Below are 19,273 nucleotides of genomic sequence, written 5' to 3'. Positions count from 1 at the left end.
CCCCGGTGTCCCGGGGATTAAATTTTCGGCAGGGTCACGCCGACCTGGCCCTGATATTTGCCACCGCGGTCGCGGTACGAGGTTTCGCACACCTCGTCGGATTCGAGGAACAGCATCTGCGCCACGCCTTCGTTGGCGTAGATGCGGGCGGGCAAGGGCGTGGTATTGGAAAACTCCAGCGTCACGTGGCCCTCCCACTCGGGTTCCAGCGGCGTGACATTGACGATGATGCCGCAGCGGGCGTAGGTGCTCTTGCCGAGACAGATGGTCAGCACGTTGCGCGGGATGCGGAAATATTCCACCGTGCGCGCGAGCGCAAAGGAGTTCGGCGGAATGATGCAGGAATCGCCCTGCACCTCGACGAAGGAATTCGGATCGAACGCCTTGGGATCGACGATGGTGGTATTGATATCGGTGAACAGCTTGAATTCGCTGGCACAGCGCACATCGTAGCCGTAGCTCGACGTGCCGTACGACACGATGGACCGGCCTCCCGCCTGTTTGATCTGCCCCGGCTCGAACGGTTCGATCATGCCATGCTCAGCCGCCATACGGCGGATCCATCGGTCGGACTTGATGCTCATCAGGTATTGGAAATGACGATATTGGGGAACTTGGCAGAATGATCCACCCCGGTTTCTCCAATCTTAACAGCAACGCGTCGCGCAATCTGCTTGTAGATATCGGCCACACGGCCATTCGGATCCGACACGACCGACGGTTTGCCGGAATCGGTGTCGGCACGGATGCTGCCGTCGAGCGGCAGCGCACCGAGGAATTCGACGCTGTAGTCCTTGCACATGCGCTCGCCGCCGCCTTCGCCGAAGATGCGCTCCTCGTGGCCGCATTTCGAGCAGATGTGCAGGCTCATGTTCTCGACCACGCCGATGATGGGGATGCCCACCTTCTCGAACATCTTCAGGCCCTTGCGCGCGTCGATCAAGGCAATGTCCTGCGGCGTGGTGACGATCACAGCGCCGGTCACCGGCACGCGCTGGGCGAGTGTCAGCTGGATGTCGCCGGTGCCGGGCGGCAGGTCGACCACCAGATAGTCGAGTTCTTTCCAGTTGGTGTTGTTGAGCAGCTGCTCCAGTGCCTGGGTCACCATCGGGCCACGCCACACCATGGGCGTTTCGACGTCGATCAGGAAACCGATCGACATTGCCTGGATGCCATGACCGACGAGCGGCTCAAGATTCTTGCCGTCAGTCGATTCGGGTTTGTCGGTGATGCCGAGCATGGTCGGCTGCGACGGGCCGTAGATGTCGGCATCGAGCATGCCGACGCGAGCGCCTTCGGCGGCGAGTGCCAGCGCCAGGTTGACGGCGGTGGTGGATTTGCCGACACCGCCCTTGCCGGAAGCCACGGCGATGATGTTCTTGACGTTGGGGATCAGCTTGACGCCGCGCTGCACGCTATGCGAAACGATCTTGAAGCTGACGTTGGCGGTGGCGGCAGTCACGCCAGGAAGGGCCTTGAGCGTGTCTTCGACCTGCTGCTTGATGACGACCAGCTGGCTCTGCGCCGGGTAGCCCAGCAGGATATCGACCGAAACGGCGCCGCCGTCGATCTTGATGTTGCGGGCAGATTTGGTCGAAACGTAATCTTTGTGGGTGTTGGGATCGACCAACTCTTTCAGTGCGGTTTGCACCTGAAGTTCAGAAACGGCCATGTTTGCTCCAGCAGGTTAATTAGCAATCGCTCATTTTAACGAATTCCGCTGCTTTGGGTAAAAGGAAACACAGAAAAGACGCGGGATTCCCTGCCGTTTACAGGGACTTTGAGCCGTCACTGGCATAGTGCCCCGCTGTGCTTTTTGGCTCATGCGGCGCCTCCGACGGCCCGGGTTCGTCTGATCGACACGGCAAGGCGGCTATCGGAATTCGGCGTAATGCGCCACCAGCACGGCCTCGGGCACGCGCAGCCGGATTGCCGCCACCAGTTCGCTGATCGCCCCCTGCCGCGGGCGCAGCGAGACCCATAGCAGGTTCAGTTTCAGGTTGAGATCGGCGAACACCACATCCTGGTGCAGCGCCAGTACGGTCTGAATATCGCGCGAGGCACGTTCGATCTCGACCAGCGGCCGGCTGCGCAAACGCGGGATCAGCATCATGAAGTCGGTCAACCGCTTCCCGCTGGTATCGCGCGTAGGCGCGATCTGCCACAAGGGCACCCCCGGAGCGGGCCAGGAAGCAGTCGTCAGCGTGGTTGGGGCATGGATCCGCATCTTCATCCTGTCTCCAGTGCCTCGAACTTCAGGGCTTCAACTGTAGATCCAGCACCACGTCACGCCGGTCGCACAGACGGCGCGCACGTTGTCGTAAATAGCGTACGTCCTTGTGCAGATAGCGTTCGAGCTCCTCGAGCGCCAGACGGTAGACCTCGCGCTTGAAGTCGACCACCGCATCCATCGGCACCCAGTACTCGTTCCAGCGCCAGGCATCGAATTCGGGGTGATCGCTGGCACGCAAGGAAACGTCGCAATCGCGCCCGGTCAGCCGCAGTAAAAACCAGATCTGCTTCTGGCCGCGGTAGAGGCCACGGTTGTCACGGCGGGTCCAATGGGCGGGCACGTCGTAACGCAGCCACTCGCGCGTACGCCCCAGAATACGCACATGCTCGGCCTGCAATCCCACTTCTTCTTCAAGTTCCCGGAACATGGCCTGTTCCGGCGTTTCCCCTGCATTGATGCCGCCCTGGGGAAACTGCCAGGCGTGCTGATTGACGCGCTTGCCCCAGAAAACCTGGTTGTGCGCATTGCACAATACAATGCCTACGTTCGGGCGGTACCCTTCTCGGTCGATCATGGCCGCCACCATCTGTGAAATTCGATTACTTGCATTCTTTCACACCCGTCGGAAATTGCAAACCCGCCATGGCCGATAAACTGCTGTTAAGCATTGTTTTGATTGTTCTTTCCGCTGGGTGCTCCAACTTGATGACTGCCCCGCCGCCGGATCGGGTACTGGCAGGAATCCATGAATTCGGCACCACCGCGCTCGCCTATACGTCTGATGGGCTGCGCTTGATCAGCGGGGGCTTCCGGGGCGAACTGCGGATATGGGACACGGCAACGCAACGTCAGCTTGGCGAGGCCCACGCGCACCGTGGCGCCGTGCGGGCGATCCTGCCACTGGCCTCGGGCGATTTCGTCAGCGGCGGCGAGGACGGCCGTCTGATCCTGTGGCATGGCAGCCGGATCAAGGCACAGAGCGTACGCGCCGACGTGATTGCACTGGCGCTGTTCCAGGGCCGGGTGGTCAGCGCCCATCGCGACCGGCGGCTACGCGTCTGGTCGGCGGACACGCTGCAAGCCCTGCGCGAAATTGCCGTGGAGGATAAAGTGGTGGCCTTGAGCGCAAGCGGAAACCGGCTCGCCGTCGGCCTCGATCGCGCCATTGTGCTGATGGACACGGAGTTCAGGGCACGCCGGACTCTACCGGCACGGCACACGCCGCACGATCTGCAATTCAGTCCGGACGGCCGCATGCTGGCCGCGGGCAACTGGTTCCGCCTGAGCCTATGGGATGTCGCGAGCGGTGCCGCACGTTCCATCCCGACCGAGCATAACGGCCTGCTGACTTCGGTCGCATTCAGTCCGGACGGCCGCTACCTGGCGACGCTGGGACGCCACACCGACTCCGCAATCCGCGTCCTCGACACCACCGACTTCAAGGTCGTCCAGCGCTATCAGGCTCACGATCTGTGCGGTGCGATGATACGCTTCAGCCCGGACGGCAACATGATGGCGTCCGGCTCGGACGACGAAAGCGTACGCTTATATCGTGCTGCGTCGTTTCAATCCGGCCAGACCGGTCCTGGCAGCGCGGGACGCCCCCGCGCTCAATCCAGCAGCGGCGCCACCCCTTCGAGCCACTGAAAATCCCGCGCGAAGCCGCGCAGATCCAGCCCCCAGCGTTTCGACAACTCTGCCAACCCGGGCCGCGCCGCATCAAGCCGCACCAATGCGCCTGGCTCGTTAAAGGCAAAAACAATCACGTTGGTTTTGTACTGCACCGAAATCCAGCCGACTTCGCCGTCGAACGCGCGCGCAAGGCGCGCCAGATACTCGGGAAACGCCTTGTCGCGCCCCCATAGATTGACCACCAGCACGCCACCCGGCCTGAGCGCGCGGCGGCAGGCCGCGTAAAACGTCTGGGTCGCCAACGCCTCCACCTGATTGCCGGCGTCGAAGCCGTCGAGCAGGACAACGTCGGCGCAGGCGGGATGCTGGCGCACATACAGCGCGCCATCGGCCTCGACCACGGTGAGCGCCTCGTCATCCGGCGGCAGCTCGAAATGCGTGCGCGCAGCGGCAATCACCCGCGGATCGATCTCCACCGCGGTGATGTGCGTCTGCGGCCGCTGCCTGCGGATGAACTTGGCGAGCGAGCCGCCGCCGAGGCCGATCATCAGCACCTCCTGCGGCATCGGGTTGAACAGCAGAAAGCCCATCATCGCGCGGGTGTAAGCCAGTTCCAGATCCCACGGCCGGCTCACCCGCATCGCGCTCTGGATCGCGCGGCTGCCCAGGTGCAGCGTGCGCATGCCGCGCTCCTCGGTCACTTCCAGCCCGCCGTCGTCCGCCCGCCGTTTCCCAAACCTCAAGCGCATTGCCACCCCATCGCAAAAACCGAGCGCGAAAGATTACACGTCCGCACGCTAAAATGCCGCTTTTCGTTTTGATTGCCTCAGCATGCGCGCCAGCCAGTTCTTCATTTCCACCACCAAGGAAGCTCCGTCCGAGGCCGAGCTTGTCAGCCACAAGCTGATGCTGCGCGCCGGCCTCATCAAGCGTCTGGGCTCGGGCCTGTATACCTGGATGCCGCTCGGCCTGCGGGTGCTGCGCCGGGTCGAGGCGGTGGTGCGCGAGGAAATGAACCGCGCCGGCGCGATCGAACTGCTGATGCCGGCGGTGCAGCCCGCCGAGCTGTGGGAGGAAACCGGGCGCTGGGCGGTGTTCGGCCCGCAGATGTTGAAGATCAAGGACCGCCATCAGCGCGATTTCTGCTTCGGCCCCACCCACGAGGAAGTCATCACCGACGTCGCGCGCCGCGAAATCAAGAGCTATCGCCAGCTTCCGCTGAACTTCTACCAGATCCAGATGAAGTTCCGCGACGAGATCCGGCCGCGCTTCGGCGTCATGCGCGCGCGCGAATTCCTGATGAAGGACGCCTATTCCTTCCACGCCGGGCGCGACAGCCTCGCCGAAACCTACCAGGTGATGTACGACGCCTACACGCGGATTTTCAACCGGCTGGGGCTGACCTTCCGCGCGGTGACTGCCGACACCGGCGCCATCGGCGGCTCGGCCTCGCACGAATTCCACGTGCTGGCCGATTCCGGCGAGGACCTGATCGCGTATTGCCCCGATTCCGATTACGCCGCCAACGTCGAACTGGCCGAAGCGCTTGCCCCTGCGGCAGCGCACGCCGCGCCGCAGGAAACGATGCGCGAAGTCGACACGCCGAAACAGACCACCTGCGAGGACGTCGCCGCCCTGCTCGACATTCCGCTCGCCCGTACCGTGAAGCTCATCGCCGTCATGGCCGGCGAGCGGATGATCGTCCTGCTGCTGCGCGGCGACCACATGCTGAACGAAGTCAAACTCGGCAAGCTGGAAGGCTTCGCGGATTTCCGCCTGGCGAACGAGGCTGAAATTCGCGCGGTCTTCGACTGCCCGCCCGGTTTTCTGGGGCCGGTCGGGATCGACCGCAGCCGGATCAAGGTCATCGCCGACCGCACGGTCGCGGCGATGAGCGATTTCGTCTGCGGCGCGAACAAGCCGAAATTCCATCTGGCCGGGGTTAATTTCGGCCGCGACCTGCAGGAACCGGACAACGTGGCCGATATACGCAATGTCGTCACCGGCGACCCCAGCCCCGATGGCAGAGGCGTACTGCAACTGTGTCGCGGCATCGAGGTCGGCCATGTGTTCCAGCTTGGCAGCAAGTATTCGCAGGCGATGAACGCCACCTACCTGGATGAGGCGGGCAAGGCGCAGGCCATGGAAATGGGCTGCTATGGCATCGGCGTGTCGCGCATCGTGGCGTCGGCCATCGAGCAGTACCACGACGACCGCGGCATCATCTGGCCGAAATCCATGGCACCGTTCTTGCTGGTGATCGTGGCGATCGGCTACGGCAAGAGCGAGATGGTTAAAACCGCCGCCGAGTCGTTGTATGCTGAGTTGACCGCCGCTGGCTTCGAGGTGCTGCTGGACGACCGCGACGAGCGCCCCGGCGTGATGTTCGCCGACGCCGAGCTGATCGGCATTCCGCATCGCGTCACCGTGGGCGAGCGCGGACTGAAGGACGGCATCGTCGAATACCAGCCGCGCTTCGCCGCGCCGGGTCAGAGCGGCGAAGCGCAACAAATCGCGCTTGCCGGCGCCACGGAATTTTTGACCGGATTGTTGGGACACTGACATGAAAAAAATGACGCGCATCGCCCTGCTGCTCACCGCCATGCAGCTTGCCCTGCCCGCGCATGCAGGCGGACAGCGCGAGGAAGCGATGTCGGCCAATGTGCGCTCGTCCCTGCAGCGTGCGCTGGCGGACACCGCCGTCACCCGCACCGCATTTCGCAATGTCGCCGACGAGGCGGCCTGGCTGAAGGACATGTCGCGCCGGCTCGCCAAGCGCATGCCGGACGAGGCCGAGCGGCTGGAATTCCTCACCACCCTGCACTGGGAAGCTTCGCGTGCCGGCGTCGATCCGCAATTGATGCTCGGCCTGATCCAGGTGGAAAGCGGCTTCCGCAAATACGCCGTATCGCCGGTAGGTGCGCGCGGCTATACCCAGGTGATGCCGTTCTGGGTCAAGACTATCGGCAGTCCCGACCACAACCTGTTCCAGTTGCGCACCAATCTGCGCTACGGCGCGCTGATCCTGCGCCACTACATCGACATCGAACACGGCGACCTGTTCCGTGCGCTGGGGCGCTACAACGGCAGTCTCGGCCGCCCGGAGTACCCGAATCTGGTAGTGGGCGCCTGGAAACGCCACTGGGATTACCTCCCCAGCACCAAGTCGGCAGACGCATCCGTCGGCTCCCGCAGCTGATGCCCTCGACGCGCGGTCGGGAAACCTCTTCCGGTCGCCGCAGGAAAACACCCGATCCGACTGGCGAAATCTCAACGCTCCGTCACGTCTCCATCAACCCGGCCGTTCTCCCTTTCCCTGCCGCAGCCGCTCAAGCACGCTGAAACCCTTGTAATTCGACAAGGCCGCGCACTCGCCCTGCGCTGGCACAGGCAATGCAGCGTAACGGGTACAGGCAATGTACCTGTATCACAATAACGGAGGAGACCATGGAAATGACGATGCAATTGTCCCGCACGCTCAAGGGACAGGAGGAAATCTTCAATCTGGGCCATACGCTACGGCCCCGGCACCGGCAGATTCTGTTCAGTGTGGGAAATGGTATTTCTTTTGGCGAGTTGCGCAGCAAGCTGCCTAATTGTGCCGAACTGGAAACCATGGTGAATGAGCTGCTGCAGAATGGCTTCATCCAGTCCTTGCGCAACATGGCGGCAGTTCATGCCACAGCAGCCGTCAGCGCACCGGCGCCAAGCGCCGTCAACCTAATGGAAATACAAGCCTATGTACTGGAATTCATGGCTGGACTGGTGGGGACCAGATCCCCGGCTTACAGGCAGATGTGCGCGGTGCAGGACCTGGCCGGATTCAATGCCGCTTTACCCGTGTGCCGCAAGGTGATTGCCGCCGTGGCCTCGCCGCACCAGGCGGCGGAAATGGAAGCCGGCGTGGCGCAGCGCATGGGCGGCTGAACGCCGGACGGGTCGCCCGGCGCAAGGGGGATTACGGGCGCCCCGACTCCAGGGTGACCAGGGGCTTCGGTTGGCAGTCCGCCGCCACCACGGTGCCGGGGGCACCGGGTACCGCGCTGACCACCCCCGCAAATGGTGCCTTGAGCTCCGCATCGCTCAGGTTCTTTTGCGCAATCGTGCGGCGCGCCTGCGCGACAGATACGGCCGCCTGCGCACGCACGTGACGCAGCGTCGCCGCGTCGAGCTCGGTGGTCGACGACACGGTGCGGCTGTACAACTCCTCCGCCCGGTCGAGTTCGCGTTTGGCATCCGCTTCGTCGGCCTGCGCGCGCGCATGCTCCGCAGCCGCTTCATCGAGACGCGCCTGCAAGACAGTCCTGTCCAGCCGCAGCAGCACCGCGCCTTTCCTGACGCGCTGGCCGGGCTTGACCAGCACCTCGTCCACTACTCCGGACACACGGGTAGTGAGTTCGACCTTGTCTGCCGCCCATAGCGGGCCGGCTGCCGCCAGCCACCAGCCGGCCAACACGCCGGCCACGACGCTCTGCTTCATTTCCGTGCTCCCTCAACAGGCGGCAAGCTGCCGCCGGACAATGCCTCCAGCCGCGCCAGCGCCAGCGCCAGTCGGTATTCCACCTGCTTGCGGCGCAACTGCGCCATTTGTGTTTCAGCCATGCTAGTGCCCAGATTGGTTTTCAGTTCGAGCTCGTACTCCGCACGCGAGCGCTCCAGTGTCCAGTCGCGGTATTCGATCTGCTTGTCGGCGGCGGGACGGCCGCTATCGCGCAGCCATTCGATTTCCTGCAGGGTGGCAAGCAGGGTGTCCGCCAGGTCGAGTTTGAGCTTTTCCAGTTCGGCAATGCTGCGCTCCTTCTGCGCCAGTTCGCGCGCCACCCGGGAATCCACGCGCGCGCCCTGATACAGCGGAATGTTGAATACCAGCCCGGCACTCAGCTCGTCGCGCGTGGTCGATTCGCGGCTATAGCCGCCGCCGACCACCTCGGCGTCGAGCATCGGATTGCGCTCGGCACGAACCGCCGCAAGCCGTGCATCCGCCGCCGCCACCTGCGCCTGCAGCGCCAGCACGCGCGGATTTTTCTGCATCACCCAGGGCAGCAGGGATCCGTATTCGGGTACCGGCCGGGCATTGTCCGCCAAGGCCGGATCGGCCAGTTCGGTGGGTAATTTTCCGGGACGGTTGATCGCGTGGGCGAGTTTCTGTCGTGTGCTGCGCATGCGCTGCCGGCTGGCGTTGCGGCGCTCGCGAAGATCCTGGTAATTGGCTTCCAGACGCAGCAGGTCGGGCTGGCTGATCTGGCCCACTTCAAAGCGATCCTGCGCATCGTCCCACGACACATAGGCCACGGCGACGAATTCGTTGTCGGCGGCGGACTCCATGTCGGCCAGCAGTACATCGAAGTAGCGCGCCATGATGTCGATGCGGCGCAGACTCTCGACATTGAGCAGTTCAGCCTGGCGCGCCGCGACATCCTGATCCGCCGCCGCAATGGCCCGGCTGCTGCGGCCGAAATCGAACAGCGGCTTGCGCGCGACGACACGGCCGATGTTGTCCGGCTTCCAGTCGCCATCCGGACGCCGTCCGGTTCGAAGGCTGCCATCGAGAAACAGGCTAAAATCCTGGCGGCTCGCCGCCTGCTCGCGATCTGCGCGCGATAGCGCCAATGCGCTTTCGGCTACCCTGCGGTCGGGATGAGGCGCCGCCACGCTCGCCAGCGCCTCATCCAGCGTCAGCCGCTCGGCCGACACGGTGGCGGACAGCGCGCATGTCAGCAGAACGGCCCACGCCCCCCGCTTCATTTGCCTTGCTTGTATTTGGTGAAAGGCTGGGTGGCGTACGCGCCCTCGGCAACGTATTTCCCGAGCAGCAGGAATTCAGCCGGGTCCTTGGTGGGGCCGGTGTGGCGCGTTACCAGTTTGCCGTCGAGGTCGAAGAACAGCAGCGTCGGCGTCGCACGCACGCGGTGGCTGAGGGCAAAGGCCTTTTCGGTGGTGTGCTTGCCCTGAAAATCGGACATCTCGGTGTCGCCGTTGACGTCCATCGAATACAGCAGAAATTGTGCCCGGTAGGCATCCTGAACCTCGGACTGATTGAGGATGGTGGCTCTCATGCGCTCGCAGAACGGGCATTCATCCATCTCGAAAAACATGAAAATGCCTTTTTTTCCTTGTTGTTTGGCGACATCGAGTTCGGCCTGAAAGTCGCCGAATTTGGGCTGGAAGAAATGGTTGTTCGGATCGCGCGTTTCCGCCCAGGCCGGCATGGCGAACAGCAGCAAGAACGCGATAAGCAGTTGGCGCATGGTGTCTCCTTGGTATTGCGAACTGGGTTACTTCCCGGATTTGGCCGTTTTGCCGGCGATATAGTTCTCCACTGCGGCGCGGGTGATCGCTCCCACTTGCTGGGCAACCAGCTTGCCGTCCGGGTTGTACAGATAGGTTGTCGGCAGCCCCCGCACCGGGCCGATCTGGTTCACGATCTGCGCATTGCCCAGCACGATAGGGTAATTGACCAGCAGGCCGTCGGCAAAATCGGTCACCTGTTTGGCGTTGCGGTAATCGAGCGCCACGCCAATGACGACGAGATTGTTTTTTTTGTTCTCGTGGAGTGAAATCAGATCGGGAATTTCCTCCAGGCAGGGCGGGCACCAGGTCGCCCAGTAATTCACCAGCACCCATTTACCCTTGTAACCCGACAACGTATGCGGCTTGCCTTCGGTATCGGTCATCTTGAAATCCGCCGCCTGCGCCCACGACGCCACCAATGCCAGCACCAACCCGGCCAGCCACATCGGATAAAATCGATCTCTTTGTAACGTCTGCATTGGTTTTTCCACCATGAATGAATTCCGCATCGAGACAGACTCACTTGGCGAAGTCCAGGTTCCCCAGGATGCCTGGTATGGCGCACAAACTGCGCGCGCCGTGGTCAATTTTCCCATTTCATGCCGCCGTCCGGATAGGGATTTCGTACTAGCGCACGTACGCATCAAGCTTGCCGCTGCGCGTGCCAACTGCCAGCCGGGCTGGCTCAGCGAGGAAAAGCGCGACGCCATCGTCGCCGCCTGCGAGAAGATTCTGGCCGGCCAGCACCACGACCAATTTGTAGTAGACCGCTTCCAGGCCGGCGCCGGCACCAGCCACAACATGAACAGCAACGAGGTCATCGCCAACCTCGCCAACGTCGCGCTGGGCGGCGAAAGAGGCACGTACAAGCCGGTCAACCCCAACGACGACGTCAACATGGGGCAGTCGACCAACGACACCATCCCCACCGCGATCCGGCTCGCGGTGCTGGCCAAGCTGCCGCACCTCGTCGCCGCAGTGCACGCGATGGCCGCGGAATTCTCGCGCCTCGCCGAGCGCGAGAAGGACACGGTGAAAAGCGGCCGCACCCACCTGCAGGACGCGGTGCCGACCACGCTGGGCCAGGAATTCGCCGGCTACGCCTGGACACTGGCCCGCTGCGCCGCGGCGCTGGAGTCGGTGCGCCCCGCGCTGTGCGAAATCGGCCTAGGTGGATCTGCGGCGGGCACTGGCCTCAACACCTCGCCCGACTATCCGGCGCGTGCCGCCGCTGAACTCGCCAAGCTCACTGGCGAACCGATCAAGGTCGGCAACCTGGTCGCGCAGATGCAGTCGATGAACGACCTCGCGCGGCTCTCGGGCGAAATCCGCAACCTCGCGCTCGAACTCACGCGCATCTCCAACGACCTGCGCCTCCTGGCCTCCGGCCCGCGCACCGGGCTGGGCGAAATCCAGCTGCCGCCGGTGCAGCCGGGATCGAGCATCATGCCGGGCAAGGTCAATCCGGTGATGTTCGAGATGCTGAACCAGGTCTGCTTCCAGGTGCTGGGGCAGGACGCCGCCGTCTCCTACATGGTGCAGGCTGGCCAGATGGAGCTGAACGTGATGATGCCGGCACTGGGCAGCGCGCTGTTCGACGCCATGGACTGGCTGACCAACGCAATGAACGCCGCCACCGAGAAGAACCTCAGGGGCATCGTCGTCAACCGCGAGCGCTGCGCCTTCTTCATCCACCAGAGCGTCGCCCTCGCGACCCTGCTCAACACCCGGATCGGCTACAACCAAGCCGCCGAGGTCGCCAAGGAATCGGAAAAATCCGGCCGCCCGGTGCGCGACATCGTCGCCGAAAAAGGCCTCATGAACGCGGCCGATTTCGACGCACTGGTTCTGCAGGCCGCGCACGGCGTGGGCAGCGGCGGCGGCGCGGGCTGAAGCCGGTTCGCCTTCCCATCACCTGACACCCGAACGCCATGCCGATCCAGTGGTTCCCCGGTCACATGACCACCGCGCGCAAGAAGGCCGCGGAGACGATGGCGCAGATCGACGTGGTGGTCGAGGTGCTCGACGCGCGCCTGCCGGAAGCGGGCAGCAACCCGATGATCCACGAGCTGCGGCATTTCCGGCAGCGTCCCTGCCTCAAGGTGCTGAACAAGGTCGACCTCGCCGACCCCGAGACGACGCGCGCCTGGATCGACTATTTCAACAAGCAGCCTGGCGTGATGGCGGTGGCGATTTCGGCGAAGAAGCCGGGCGACGTCGCCAAGCTCGCAGGGCTCGCGCAGAAACTAGCGCCGCACCGCGACGACGCCTTCAAGCCGCTGCGGCTGATGATCATGGGCATCCCCAACGTCGGCAAGTCCACGCTGATGAACACCTGGGTCAAACGCCGTGTCGCGGCGGTCGGCGACGAGCCGGCGGTGACCAAGTCGCAGCAGCGCATCAACCTGTCGCCGCGGCTGATCCTGGTCGACACCCCGGGAATGACCTGGCCGAAGATCGAGCACGATGCCGACGGCTTCATGCTGGCGGCGAGCCACGCCATCGGCCGCAACGCGGTGATCGACGAGGAGGTGGCGGTGTTCCTCGCCGGCATCCTGCTCGAACGCTACCCGGCGCTGCTCAAGGCGCGCTACAAGTTCGCGCTGGAAGAGCTGGACGCAACCGGCGTGCTGGAAGCGGTGGCGAAGAAACGCGGCTGCATCCTCAAGGGACGCGGCGGCGAACTCGACCTGGAAAAGGCCGCGATGATCCTGCTCACCGACTACCGCAGCGGCACGCTCGGCCGCATCAGCCTGGAAACCCCGGCGACACGCCAGGCCATGCTGGCCGCCGCGCACCGCAAACCCGAATCCGGTAATCCCGCTTGAAGCCCTCCACGACACGCCACCCCGAACTGCTGGCACCCGCCGGCTCGCAGGCCATGCTGGAAACCGCGCTCGCCTTCGGCGCCGATGCGGTGTATGCCGGCCAGCCGCGCTACAGCCTGCGTGTCCGCAACAACAGCTTCCGCGACGAGGCGGCGCTGGGGATCGGCATCGACACTGCGCACAGCCGGGGCAAGCAGTTCTACGTCGTCAGCAACATCTTCCCGCACAACAGCAAGCTGAAGACCTACCTGGCCGACATGGCGCCGATCATCGCGCTCAAGCCGGATGCGCTGATCATGGCCGACCCGGGCCTGATCGACATGATTCGCGAAACCTGGCCCGAGATGCCCGTTCATCTCTCGGTGCAGGCCAACACCGTCAACTACGCCGCAGTGCGTTTCTGGAAAAAACTCGGCATCCGCCGCGTCATCCTGTCGCGCGAACTCTCGCTCGACCAGGTCGCCGAGATTCGCCAGGAATGCCCGGACATGGAGCTGGAAGTCTTCGTCCATGGCGCGCTGTGCATCGCCTATTCCGGACGCTGCCTGCTGTCGGGCTACTTCAACCACCGCGACCCCAACCAGGGCGCCTGCACCAACTCCTGCCGCTGGGAATACGACGTCCAGCCCGGCAAGGTCGCGCCGGACGGCGACGTGTATCTGATCGAAGAGCGGGAGCGCCCCGGCAGCCACATGCCGATCGAGGAAGACGAGCACGGCACCTACATCCTCAACTCGAAGGACCTGCGCGCTATCGAGCACGTGCAGCGGCTGACCGAAATCGGCGTCGACTCGCTCAAGATCGAAGGCCGCACCAAATCGCCCTACTACGTCGCGCGCACCTGCCAAACCTACCGCCAGGCCATCGACGACGCCGTCGCCGGCCGGCCGCTCGACCTCACCCTGTTGCGCGAGCTCGATGGCCTGGCCAACCGCGGCTATACCGGCGGCTTCTACGAACGCCACCCGGATCGCGAATACCAGAGCTACCTGCGCGGCCATTCCGAATCAAACCGCAGCCTCTATGTCGGCGATGTCATGGGGTACGACGCAGAAGGCCGGGCCGAGATCGACGTAAAGAACAGGTTCTCGGTCGGCGACCGCATCGAACTGATCCATCCCCGGGGCAACCTGGAACTGACGATCACCACCCTGCACGGCAAGGACAACACCCCGGTCGACGTCGCGCCGGGCAGCGGCCATCGTGTCAGCATCCCCCTGCCGGCGGGCTATGAGGGGGCATTCGTCGCGCGCTTTGTAGCGGAGCAGCACGCCCCTTGAGGCGGGGGATCGGGTGCCGTGATTCGGCACGCGTTTTTGTCGTTTCCAGTCTGCCTGGCGGCCCAGTCCGATGGCAGTTCAAGCAGAGCATCCGGCCGTCATGGCGAACGTCCGCTTGCCTGATGTGGATTTAACATGTGCGTGCGATTGACCCGAAGCAGCCGGTTGGCGAGAAGGTCATGGGCGGCCGGAGTTCGGCCAAAGCGGCCGGCCGTCAGGGTATATGCCGTGTCCACTACCGGCCAAGAGGAGTCATTCACCTTTCTGCGCTCAATGACAGCTCTGCATACGCACTGGCGAAGTCGCCTTGACCGCCGAATCGCAGCCGGCCCGAGCGTTCGTCCGTGATCGGCAACTGTGGCGCAGCGTGCGAACCTACAGGTGAAAATCGCCTGCGGCCTCCGGCTGATAGAGCACTTTCTCAATCCGAATATGGCGGGTCCGGTTCGTGATGCGCCAGTCGAAGGCATCGTCCTCCTTGGAGCCCAGTATCGCGGTACCAATGTCGGAGCAAACCGACAGCTTCCCGGCACTGCCATCCGCTTCCTCTGGGTAGACCAGCGCCACTTCCACTTCCTCGCCGTCCAACTGCACCAAGGCCCTGGAGTTCATCGTGACGACATCCTGCGCCACTTGGCACGAATCGACGACGATGGCTCGCTCGATCTCGTGCTCGAGTTCGAAAACAGCCGAGGGATGCTCGAACGCGAGCAGGCTCGTGAGCCGTGTCTTGTCGATTTCGGTGATGTGGATGCCACTGGCACGATCCGCAGAGCTTTCGCGCAAGAGCCGGAGATAATGCTCGGAGGTCATGGCGAAGGACTTCAGGGTAGGCGTCTGGCTTTCCAGCAGGAAGCCGCAGCGCTCGAAAGCCTTCAGCGAACGTGCGTTTTCCACGTGGATCTTGGCGATGAGCTTGTCGGCCCGCATTTCGAAGAACGCGAGCTTCATGCCTTCGCGGATGGTGCTGGCCCCGAGCTTGCGCCCCCAGTTGTCGCGGTTGCCGATGACCAGGACCATTTCGCAGTCCGGGCCTGTCTTGACGAGACGCACAAACCCCACAGGTACGTCATGCCGGTCGTAGGCCATGAAGAACCGGCCGCCCTGGTTGAACAAATGGGTCAGGATAGGTAATTGGACGCGCCCGATAACCTGTTCGATGAACCGGGAGACATGGCGCGAATCGCTCAGGTAGCGGGTGACGCACTCGTCTTCCAACCAGTCCATGAGCTTGAGCGCGTCTGCCCGAGTGATCTCGGGACACAGGGAAATGAAAGGCTCAGTCATCTTCACCACACTTGGCTGAAAGAATGAAAGCCCTTCATGGCTGCGGCCATAACGGTTCTTTCGACAGAGCCCTCATTCTAGGGCTGCGCGAATGCTAAGTCGAGGCGTTGCTTAACCCGTCGGTCTCATGCGGAAAATTGGGCCTGTTCCGACCAGGATCCGTTACTTCGTTGCAGAGACCGAATTCACCGTTTAGCGGTCGTTTGGGGGCATTTGAGCGAATGGCAGCAACGGGTCGAGAACACGCGATCATTGGCGAGAAAGCGGTCGTTCGGACTGCACTCGGCGCTTATGGCTGCTGATGATTCCAGACCGGCCGCCGGCATTGCAGGAGTCCACCGGCAGCAATGGCCGACTTTGAGACGGTCGCCACTGTGTGCTTGACCCCCCCTTCCACCCGACGCATAACAGTGCCGACACCGATAACCGGCCGCTCACGTACTAGAGAAGGTGTCTCGTAACCGGCTGCATATCCGGGCACCGAAGCATTCCCGCCGCCCTATCGGACGACCCGCTGCGGATCAGCTCGCGAAGACGGATTATTTGGCGGTCGACCAAGCGTCCTGATCCAGCCAGGCCACGGTTTCCAGCCCGCCCCGCACCCCAGACACCGGCAGCTTCGCACCCTGTCTCCAGTGCAGCAGCGCTTCGCGTTTGCCAGAACCGGTGACGACAAACCACACCCGTTGGCTGCGACTCAAGCGCGCCACCGACAGGCTCACGCGCTCGGGCGGCGGCTTGGGGGCGTCGAACACAGCCAGCGCATCCGGGCTGTCGGTCTCCGCTCCCCAGTCATGGCCGGGAAAAAGACTCGCGGTATGGCCGTCCTCGCCCATGCCGAGCAGCACGACGTCGAAATCGCCGACGCGCGCCAGCCAGTCCGCATACACCGCTGCCGCTTCACCGGCACGGAATTCGGCGGGGATCGGCCTGCGTTGTTCTTCGGGGATGTTTGACGCCGCGAGCCAGGCGGCCTCCGCCATGGCGCTGTTGCGCTCGGGATGATCGGCCGGCAGGCAGCGCTCGTCGCCGTACCAGATATGCCAGCGCGCATCGCCCGCGCCGCGCCGCGCCAGCTCGGTGTACAGCGCGCGCGGCGTGGTGCCGCCGGCCAGCACCAGGTGGAACGTGCCGCGCGCGGCGACTGCCGCTGCGGCTTCGGCGCACAGCGCGTCGGCCAGCGCCCGCACCAGCGCGTTGCCATCGGCAAACATCCGCCACTGGGTCGCCATCACAGTTCGTTGCGCCAGACCTGGTCGTCGCTGTCGAACAGGCGGTTGGCATCGGGCGGCCCCCAGCTGCCTGCGGGGTAGGTCGGGATGTATTCGCGCTCGATCGTCCAGTGCTTGAGAATGGGGTCGACCACGCGCCACGCCCACTCGACCTCGTCGAAGCGCAGGAACAGCGAACGGTCGCCCTCGATGACGTCGAGCAGCAGGGTCTCGTAGGCATCGAGCGTCTGCTCGTCGGTCTTGAGAAAGCTCGCGTTCATCTGCATCAGCCGCGTGTCCATGTCGAGCCCGGGCTGCTTGACGTGGATTTCCATGCGCATCGACTCGTCGGGCTGGATCGACAGCAGGATCCAGTTGGGGTCGACCGATTCGAGCGGGGTCTCGCGGAACAGCTGCTGCGGCGGATGGCGGAAGCGCAGCGCGATCATCGAAGTCTGGCGCGGCATGCGCTTGCCGGTGCGCAGGTAGAACGGCACCCCGCGCCAACGCCAGTTGTCGATGTAGAACTTGGCGGCGACGAAGGTCTCGGTGGCGGAGTTCGGCTCGATATTTTCCTCCTGCTGGTAGCCCGGCACGGTCTTGCCATCGATCATCCCGCGTGCGTATTGCGCACGAATGGCGTGCGCATGCACGGCGCGCTTGGCAATCGGGCGAATCGAGCGCAACACCTTCACCTTTTCGTCGTGCAGGGCGTCGGCTTCGAGCGCGGCCGGCGGTTCCATGGCGACGACGGTAAGCAGCTGCATCAGGTGATTCTGCAGCATGTCGCGCAGGGCGCCGGCGTGGTCGTAGTAGTCCGCGCGCTTCTCGATGCCGATCGACTCGGCCACGGTGATCTGCACGTGGTCGATGAAGTTGCGGTTCCACAAAGGCTCGATCAGGGTGTTGGCGAAGCGGAACACCAGCAGGTTCTGTACCGTCTCCTTGCCGAGGAAATGGTCAATGCGGTAGATCTGCTCCTCGTCGAAATGCTGGTGCAGCAGCTGGTTCAGCATGCGCGCCGACTCGATGTCCTCGCCGAAGGGCTTTTCGATCACCACGCGATTGAGACCGCGCGGCTTGTTGAGGCCGACAGCTTCGAGGTTGTGGATCACCGCCGCGAATTCCGCCGGCTTGATGGCGAGATAGAACACCGTGCTCGAACAGGCTTCTTCGGGAGGCAGGCGGCGGGCCAGCGCCTGGTACGAAGCGGCATCGTTGAGGTCGCCCTGCTGATAAGTGAAGCGGGCGATGAAGCGCTCGAACACCGGCGTATCGTGCTTGCCCTTGATCTTGTCGGGAAGCATCTCGCGCATGTATTTGCGCCATTCGCCGTCGCTCCAGGGGCGGCGCGAAAAGGCCACGATATTGAGCGACTCCGACAGGCGGGCCGATGCCTCCAGGTGATACAGCGCGGGCAGCAGTTTGTTGGTGGCCAGATTGCCGGTAGCACCGAAGATGACGAAGGTGCACGGCAGCGAGTCTTCCAGGTCGGTCATTTGCCGCCCTCCTTGATCGCGTGGCCGCCGAATCCCTGGCGCATCTTGGCGAGCATTTTCGCTGCGTAATCGTTTTTGCCCTGGCTGGCAAAACGCATCATCAAGGCCAGCGTCATCACCGGGGCGGGGATGCCCTGCTCCACCGCTTCCAGCGCAGTCCAGCGTCCCTCGCCAGAGTCGGCGACGAAGGGCTGGACGGCTTCCAGCGCCTGGTCGTGCGCCAGGAATTCCGCCGACAGGTCGAGCAGCCATGAACGCACCACGCTGCCATGCCGCCACAACTCGGCGATTTCGTCCAGCTGCAGATCGAAGCCGGCTTTGTTCTGCATCAGCGCAAAGCCTTCGGCGAAGGCCTGCATCATGCCGTACTCGATGCCGTTGTGGACCATCTTGACGAAGTGGCCGGAGCCGACCGGCCCGGTATGCAGCCAGCCTGTCGTCGGCGTCGGCGCCAGTGCTTCCATGTAGGGTTTGAGGCGTGCGGCCGCGGCGTCGCTGCCGCCGAACATGATGCAGTAGCCGTTCTCCAGCCCCCACACTCCGCCGGAGACGCCGGCATCGGCGTAATCGATCTGCTGCGCCGCCAGCATCCCGGCATGGCGCTGATCGTCCTTGTAGTAGGCATTGGCGCCGTCGACCACCAGATCGCCTGGGCTCAACAGCGGCTGCAGCGCCGTCAGCGTCGTCTCGGTGGCCTCGCCGGCAGGCAGCATCAGCCAGACGATGCGCGGGGCCTGCAATGCCGCGACCAGGTCGGCCAGGGTGGCGCAGGCGAGATGGCCGGTTTCCGCCGCGATGGCCGAGCTCACTTCATGACTGCGGTTGTTGAGCGCAATCCTGATGCCCTTGCGAGCCAGCCGTCGCGCCATGTTGCCGCCCATGCGGCCGAGTCCGACGAGTCCGAATTCCATGTTTTGCCCCTGAGTCTGGATGAATGCCTGCCCGCTGCGATTATCGCGCCGGCGCTAAATGCATGATAGGACGTGCCGGCGGCGGGCGGATTGCGTAAGGC

At 63.7% G+C, this 19,273-nt stretch carries 19 protein-coding genes and 1 pseudogene; 7 read left to right on the top strand and 13 right to left on the bottom strand.

From position 1 onward, the window contains the following. Positions 1-17: 17 nt before the first annotated feature. From dcd to B059_RS0100490, 4 genes are all read right to left on the bottom strand, one after another. Complete coding sequence (gene dcd / locus B059_RS0100505) at positions 18-584, bottom strand: dCTP deaminase (RefSeq protein WP_018076278.1); 567 nt, start codon at positions 582-584, stop codon at positions 18-20. Next, positions 584-1,672, bottom strand: coding sequence for an iron-sulfur cluster carrier protein ApbC (apbC, locus tag B059_RS0100500; protein ID WP_018076277.1), 1,089 nt, complete (start codon positions 1,670-1,672; stop codon positions 584-586). The genes dcd and apbC overlap by 1 nt, the downstream gene beginning before the upstream one ends. A 201-nt stretch (positions 1,673-1,873) precedes the next feature. Beyond that, a complete protein-coding gene (locus B059_RS0100495; RefSeq protein WP_018076276.1) occupies positions 1,874-2,233 on the bottom strand; it encodes a hypothetical protein in 360 nt (119 codons plus the stop codon). A gap of 22 nt (positions 2,234-2,255) precedes the next feature. Next, on the bottom strand, positions 2,256-2,807 hold the full coding sequence (locus B059_RS0100490) for an RNA pyrophosphohydrolase (RefSeq protein WP_026177198.1): 552 nt from the start codon (positions 2,805-2,807) through the stop codon (positions 2,256-2,258). 131 nt (positions 2,808-2,938) lie between these two features. Between B059_RS0100490 and B059_RS0100485 the strand changes: the two genes are divergently transcribed. Continuing rightward, positions 2,939-3,880: a WD40 repeat domain-containing protein gene (locus B059_RS0100485; protein ID WP_018076274.1), complete on the top strand. Its 942-nt coding sequence runs from the start codon at positions 2,939-2,941 to the stop codon at positions 3,878-3,880. Here the strand turns inward: B059_RS0100485 and B059_RS0100480 are convergent. Beyond that, complete coding sequence (locus B059_RS0100480) at positions 3,844-4,614, bottom strand: polyamine aminopropyltransferase (protein ID WP_051068459.1); 771 nt, start codon at positions 4,612-4,614, stop codon at positions 3,844-3,846. The genes B059_RS0100485 and B059_RS0100480 overlap by 37 nt on opposite strands. Positions 4,615-4,696: 82 nt before the next feature. Here B059_RS0100480 and B059_RS0100475 point away from each other — a divergent pair, with 82 nt between their 5' ends. The 3 genes from B059_RS0100475 to B059_RS0100465 all read left to right on the top strand — a co-directional run bounded on the left by B059_RS0100475 (position 4,697) and on the right by B059_RS0100465 (position 7,792). Next, positions 4,697-6,427: a proline--tRNA ligase gene (locus B059_RS0100475; RefSeq protein WP_018076272.1), complete on the top strand. Its 1,731-nt coding sequence runs from the start codon at positions 4,697-4,699 to the stop codon at positions 6,425-6,427. Position 6,428: 1 nt separating this feature from the next. Then, a complete protein-coding gene (locus B059_RS0100470; protein ID WP_018076271.1) occupies positions 6,429-7,064 on the top strand; it encodes a lytic transglycosylase domain-containing protein in 636 nt (211 codons plus the stop codon). Between the two features lie 248 nt (positions 7,065-7,312). Then, on the top strand, positions 7,313-7,792 hold the full coding sequence (locus B059_RS0100465; protein WP_018076270.1) for a hypothetical protein: 480 nt from the start codon (positions 7,313-7,315) through the stop codon (positions 7,790-7,792). Positions 7,793-7,823: 31 nt separating this feature from the next. On the opposite strand, the gene B059_RS0100460 is transcribed toward B059_RS0100465, so the two are convergent. From B059_RS0100460 to B059_RS0100445, 4 genes are read right to left on the bottom strand one after another with little or no spacing between them, the layout of a single operon-like run. Beyond that, a complete protein-coding gene (locus B059_RS0100460; RefSeq protein ID WP_018076269.1) occupies positions 7,824-8,345 on the bottom strand; it encodes an efflux RND transporter periplasmic adaptor subunit in 522 nt (173 codons plus the stop codon). Continuing rightward, positions 8,342-9,610: a TolC family protein gene (locus B059_RS0100455; RefSeq protein WP_018076268.1), complete on the bottom strand. Its 1,269-nt coding sequence runs from the start codon at positions 9,608-9,610 to the stop codon at positions 8,342-8,344. Before B059_RS0100455 ends, B059_RS0100460 begins: the two co-directional genes overlap by 4 nt. Continuing rightward, on the bottom strand, positions 9,607-10,113 hold the full coding sequence (locus B059_RS0100450) for a thioredoxin family protein (RefSeq protein ID WP_018076267.1): 507 nt from the start codon (positions 10,111-10,113) through the stop codon (positions 9,607-9,609). Before B059_RS0100450 ends, B059_RS0100455 begins: the two co-directional genes overlap by 4 nt. Positions 10,114-10,140: 27 nt before the next feature. Then, entirely contained in the window at positions 10,141-10,635 is a 495-nt protein-coding gene (locus B059_RS0100445) for a TlpA family protein disulfide reductase (RefSeq protein WP_157273569.1), read from the bottom strand. Positions 10,636-10,648: 13 nt separating this feature from the next. Here B059_RS0100445 and B059_RS0100440 point away from each other — a divergent pair, with 13 nt between their 5' ends. From B059_RS0100440 to B059_RS0100430, 3 genes are read left to right on the top strand one after another with little or no spacing between them, the layout of a single operon-like run. Beyond that, complete coding sequence (locus tag B059_RS0100440) at positions 10,649-12,049, top strand: aspartate ammonia-lyase (protein WP_018076265.1); 1,401 nt, start codon at positions 10,649-10,651, stop codon at positions 12,047-12,049. Positions 12,050-12,087: 38 nt separating this feature from the next. Beyond that, positions 12,088-12,984, top strand: coding sequence for a ribosome biogenesis GTPase YlqF (gene ylqF, locus B059_RS0100435; RefSeq protein WP_018076264.1), 897 nt, complete (start codon positions 12,088-12,090; stop codon positions 12,982-12,984). A 53-nt stretch (positions 12,985-13,037) separates the two neighbouring features. Beyond that, entirely contained in the window at positions 13,038-14,264 is a 1,227-nt protein-coding gene (locus B059_RS0100430) for a peptidase U32 family protein (RefSeq protein WP_051068465.1), read from the top strand. 375 nt (positions 14,265-14,639) lie between these two features. Here B059_RS0100430 and B059_RS0100425 read toward each other — a convergent pair whose 3' ends face one another. The 4 genes and pseudogenes from B059_RS0100425 to gnd form a co-directional block, all read right to left on the bottom strand. Further along, a complete protein-coding gene (locus tag B059_RS0100425) occupies positions 14,640-15,551 on the bottom strand; it encodes a bifunctional GNAT family N-acetyltransferase/nucleoside diphosphate kinase regulator (RefSeq protein WP_018076262.1) in 912 nt (303 codons plus the stop codon). 539 nt (positions 15,552-16,090) lie between these two features. Next, positions 16,091-16,783 (bottom strand): 6-phosphogluconolactonase, encoded by a 693-nt coding sequence (pgl, locus tag B059_RS0100420; RefSeq protein ID WP_018076261.1) that lies wholly within the window; start codon positions 16,781-16,783, stop codon positions 16,091-16,093. Beyond that, positions 16,783-18,261 carry a glucose-6-phosphate dehydrogenase gene (gene zwf / locus B059_RS0100415; protein ID WP_018076260.1) on the bottom strand — a complete coding sequence of 493 codons (1,479 nt, stop codon included), beginning with the start codon at positions 18,259-18,261 and terminating at the stop codon, positions 16,783-16,785. The genes pgl and zwf overlap by 1 nt, the downstream gene beginning before the upstream one ends. Continuing rightward, positions 18,258-19,196: pseudogene (gnd, locus tag B059_RS0100410) on the bottom strand (phosphogluconate dehydrogenase (NAD(+)-dependent, decarboxylating)); the annotation flags it as partial. The pseudogene gnd and the gene zwf, both read right to left, overlap by 4 nt. Positions 19,197-19,273: the final 77 nt, after the last annotated feature.

It is taken from the genome of Thiobacillus denitrificans DSM 12475 (assembly GCF_000376425.1).
Lineage (GTDB): Bacteria > Pseudomonadota > Gammaproteobacteria > Burkholderiales > Thiobacillaceae > Thiobacillus > Thiobacillus denitrificans.
The sequence above is the reverse complement of the archived record's forward strand: the minus strand, read 5'-3'. Positions and strand labels throughout refer to the sequence as shown.

Excerpts from the sequence above, each read along its gene's own strand:
- B059_RS0100430 (WP_051068465.1), top strand. The coding sequence starts at position 13,038 with ATGCTGGAAACCGCGCTCGCCTTCGGCGCCGATGCGGTGTATGCCGGC.
- dcd (WP_018076278.1), bottom strand. The coding sequence starts at position 584 with ATGAGCATCAAGTCCGACCGATGGATCCGCCGTATGGCGGCTGAGCAT.
- B059_RS0100490 (WP_026177198.1), bottom strand. The coding sequence starts at position 2,807 with ATGATCGACCGAGAAGGGTACCGCCCGAACGTAGGCATTGTATTGTGC.
- pgl (WP_018076261.1), bottom strand. The coding sequence starts at position 16,783 with ATGGCGACCCAGTGGCGGATGTTTGCCGATGGCAACGCGCTGGTGCGG.
- apbC (WP_018076277.1), bottom strand. The coding sequence starts at position 1,672 with ATGGCCGTTTCTGAACTTCAGGTGCAAACCGCACTGAAAGAGTTGGTC.
- B059_RS0100480 (WP_051068459.1), bottom strand. The coding sequence starts at position 4,614 with ATGCGCTTGAGGTTTGGGAAACGGCGGGCGGACGACGGCGGGCTGGAA.
- ylqF (WP_018076264.1), top strand. The coding sequence starts at position 12,088 with ATGCCGATCCAGTGGTTCCCCGGTCACATGACCACCGCGCGCAAGAAG.
- B059_RS0100445 (WP_157273569.1), bottom strand. The coding sequence starts at position 10,635 with ATGCAGACGTTACAAAGAGATCGATTTTATCCGATGTGGCTGGCCGGG.
- B059_RS0100450 (WP_018076267.1), bottom strand. The coding sequence starts at position 10,113 with ATGCGCCAACTGCTTATCGCGTTCTTGCTGCTGTTCGCCATGCCGGCC.
- B059_RS0100470 (WP_018076271.1), top strand. The coding sequence starts at position 6,429 with ATGAAAAAAATGACGCGCATCGCCCTGCTGCTCACCGCCATGCAGCTT.
- B059_RS0100485 (WP_018076274.1), top strand. The coding sequence starts at position 2,939 with ATGACTGCCCCGCCGCCGGATCGGGTACTGGCAGGAATCCATGAATTC.
- B059_RS0100465 (WP_018076270.1), top strand. The coding sequence starts at position 7,313 with ATGGAAATGACGATGCAATTGTCCCGCACGCTCAAGGGACAGGAGGAA.
- B059_RS0100495 (WP_018076276.1), bottom strand. The coding sequence starts at position 2,233 with ATGAAGATGCGGATCCATGCCCCAACCACGCTGACGACTGCTTCCTGG.
- B059_RS0100455 (WP_018076268.1), bottom strand. The coding sequence starts at position 9,610 with ATGAAGCGGGGGGCGTGGGCCGTTCTGCTGACATGCGCGCTGTCCGCC.
- B059_RS0100475 (WP_018076272.1), top strand. The coding sequence starts at position 4,697 with ATGCGCGCCAGCCAGTTCTTCATTTCCACCACCAAGGAAGCTCCGTCC.
- B059_RS0100440 (WP_018076265.1), top strand. The coding sequence starts at position 10,649 with ATGAATGAATTCCGCATCGAGACAGACTCACTTGGCGAAGTCCAGGTT.
- B059_RS0100460 (WP_018076269.1), bottom strand. The coding sequence starts at position 8,345 with ATGAAGCAGAGCGTCGTGGCCGGCGTGTTGGCCGGCTGGTGGCTGGCG.
- zwf (WP_018076260.1), bottom strand. The coding sequence starts at position 18,261 with ATGACCGACCTGGAAGACTCGCTGCCGTGCACCTTCGTCATCTTCGGT.
- B059_RS0100425 (WP_018076262.1), bottom strand. The coding sequence starts at position 15,551 with ATGACTGAGCCTTTCATTTCCCTGTGTCCCGAGATCACTCGGGCAGAC.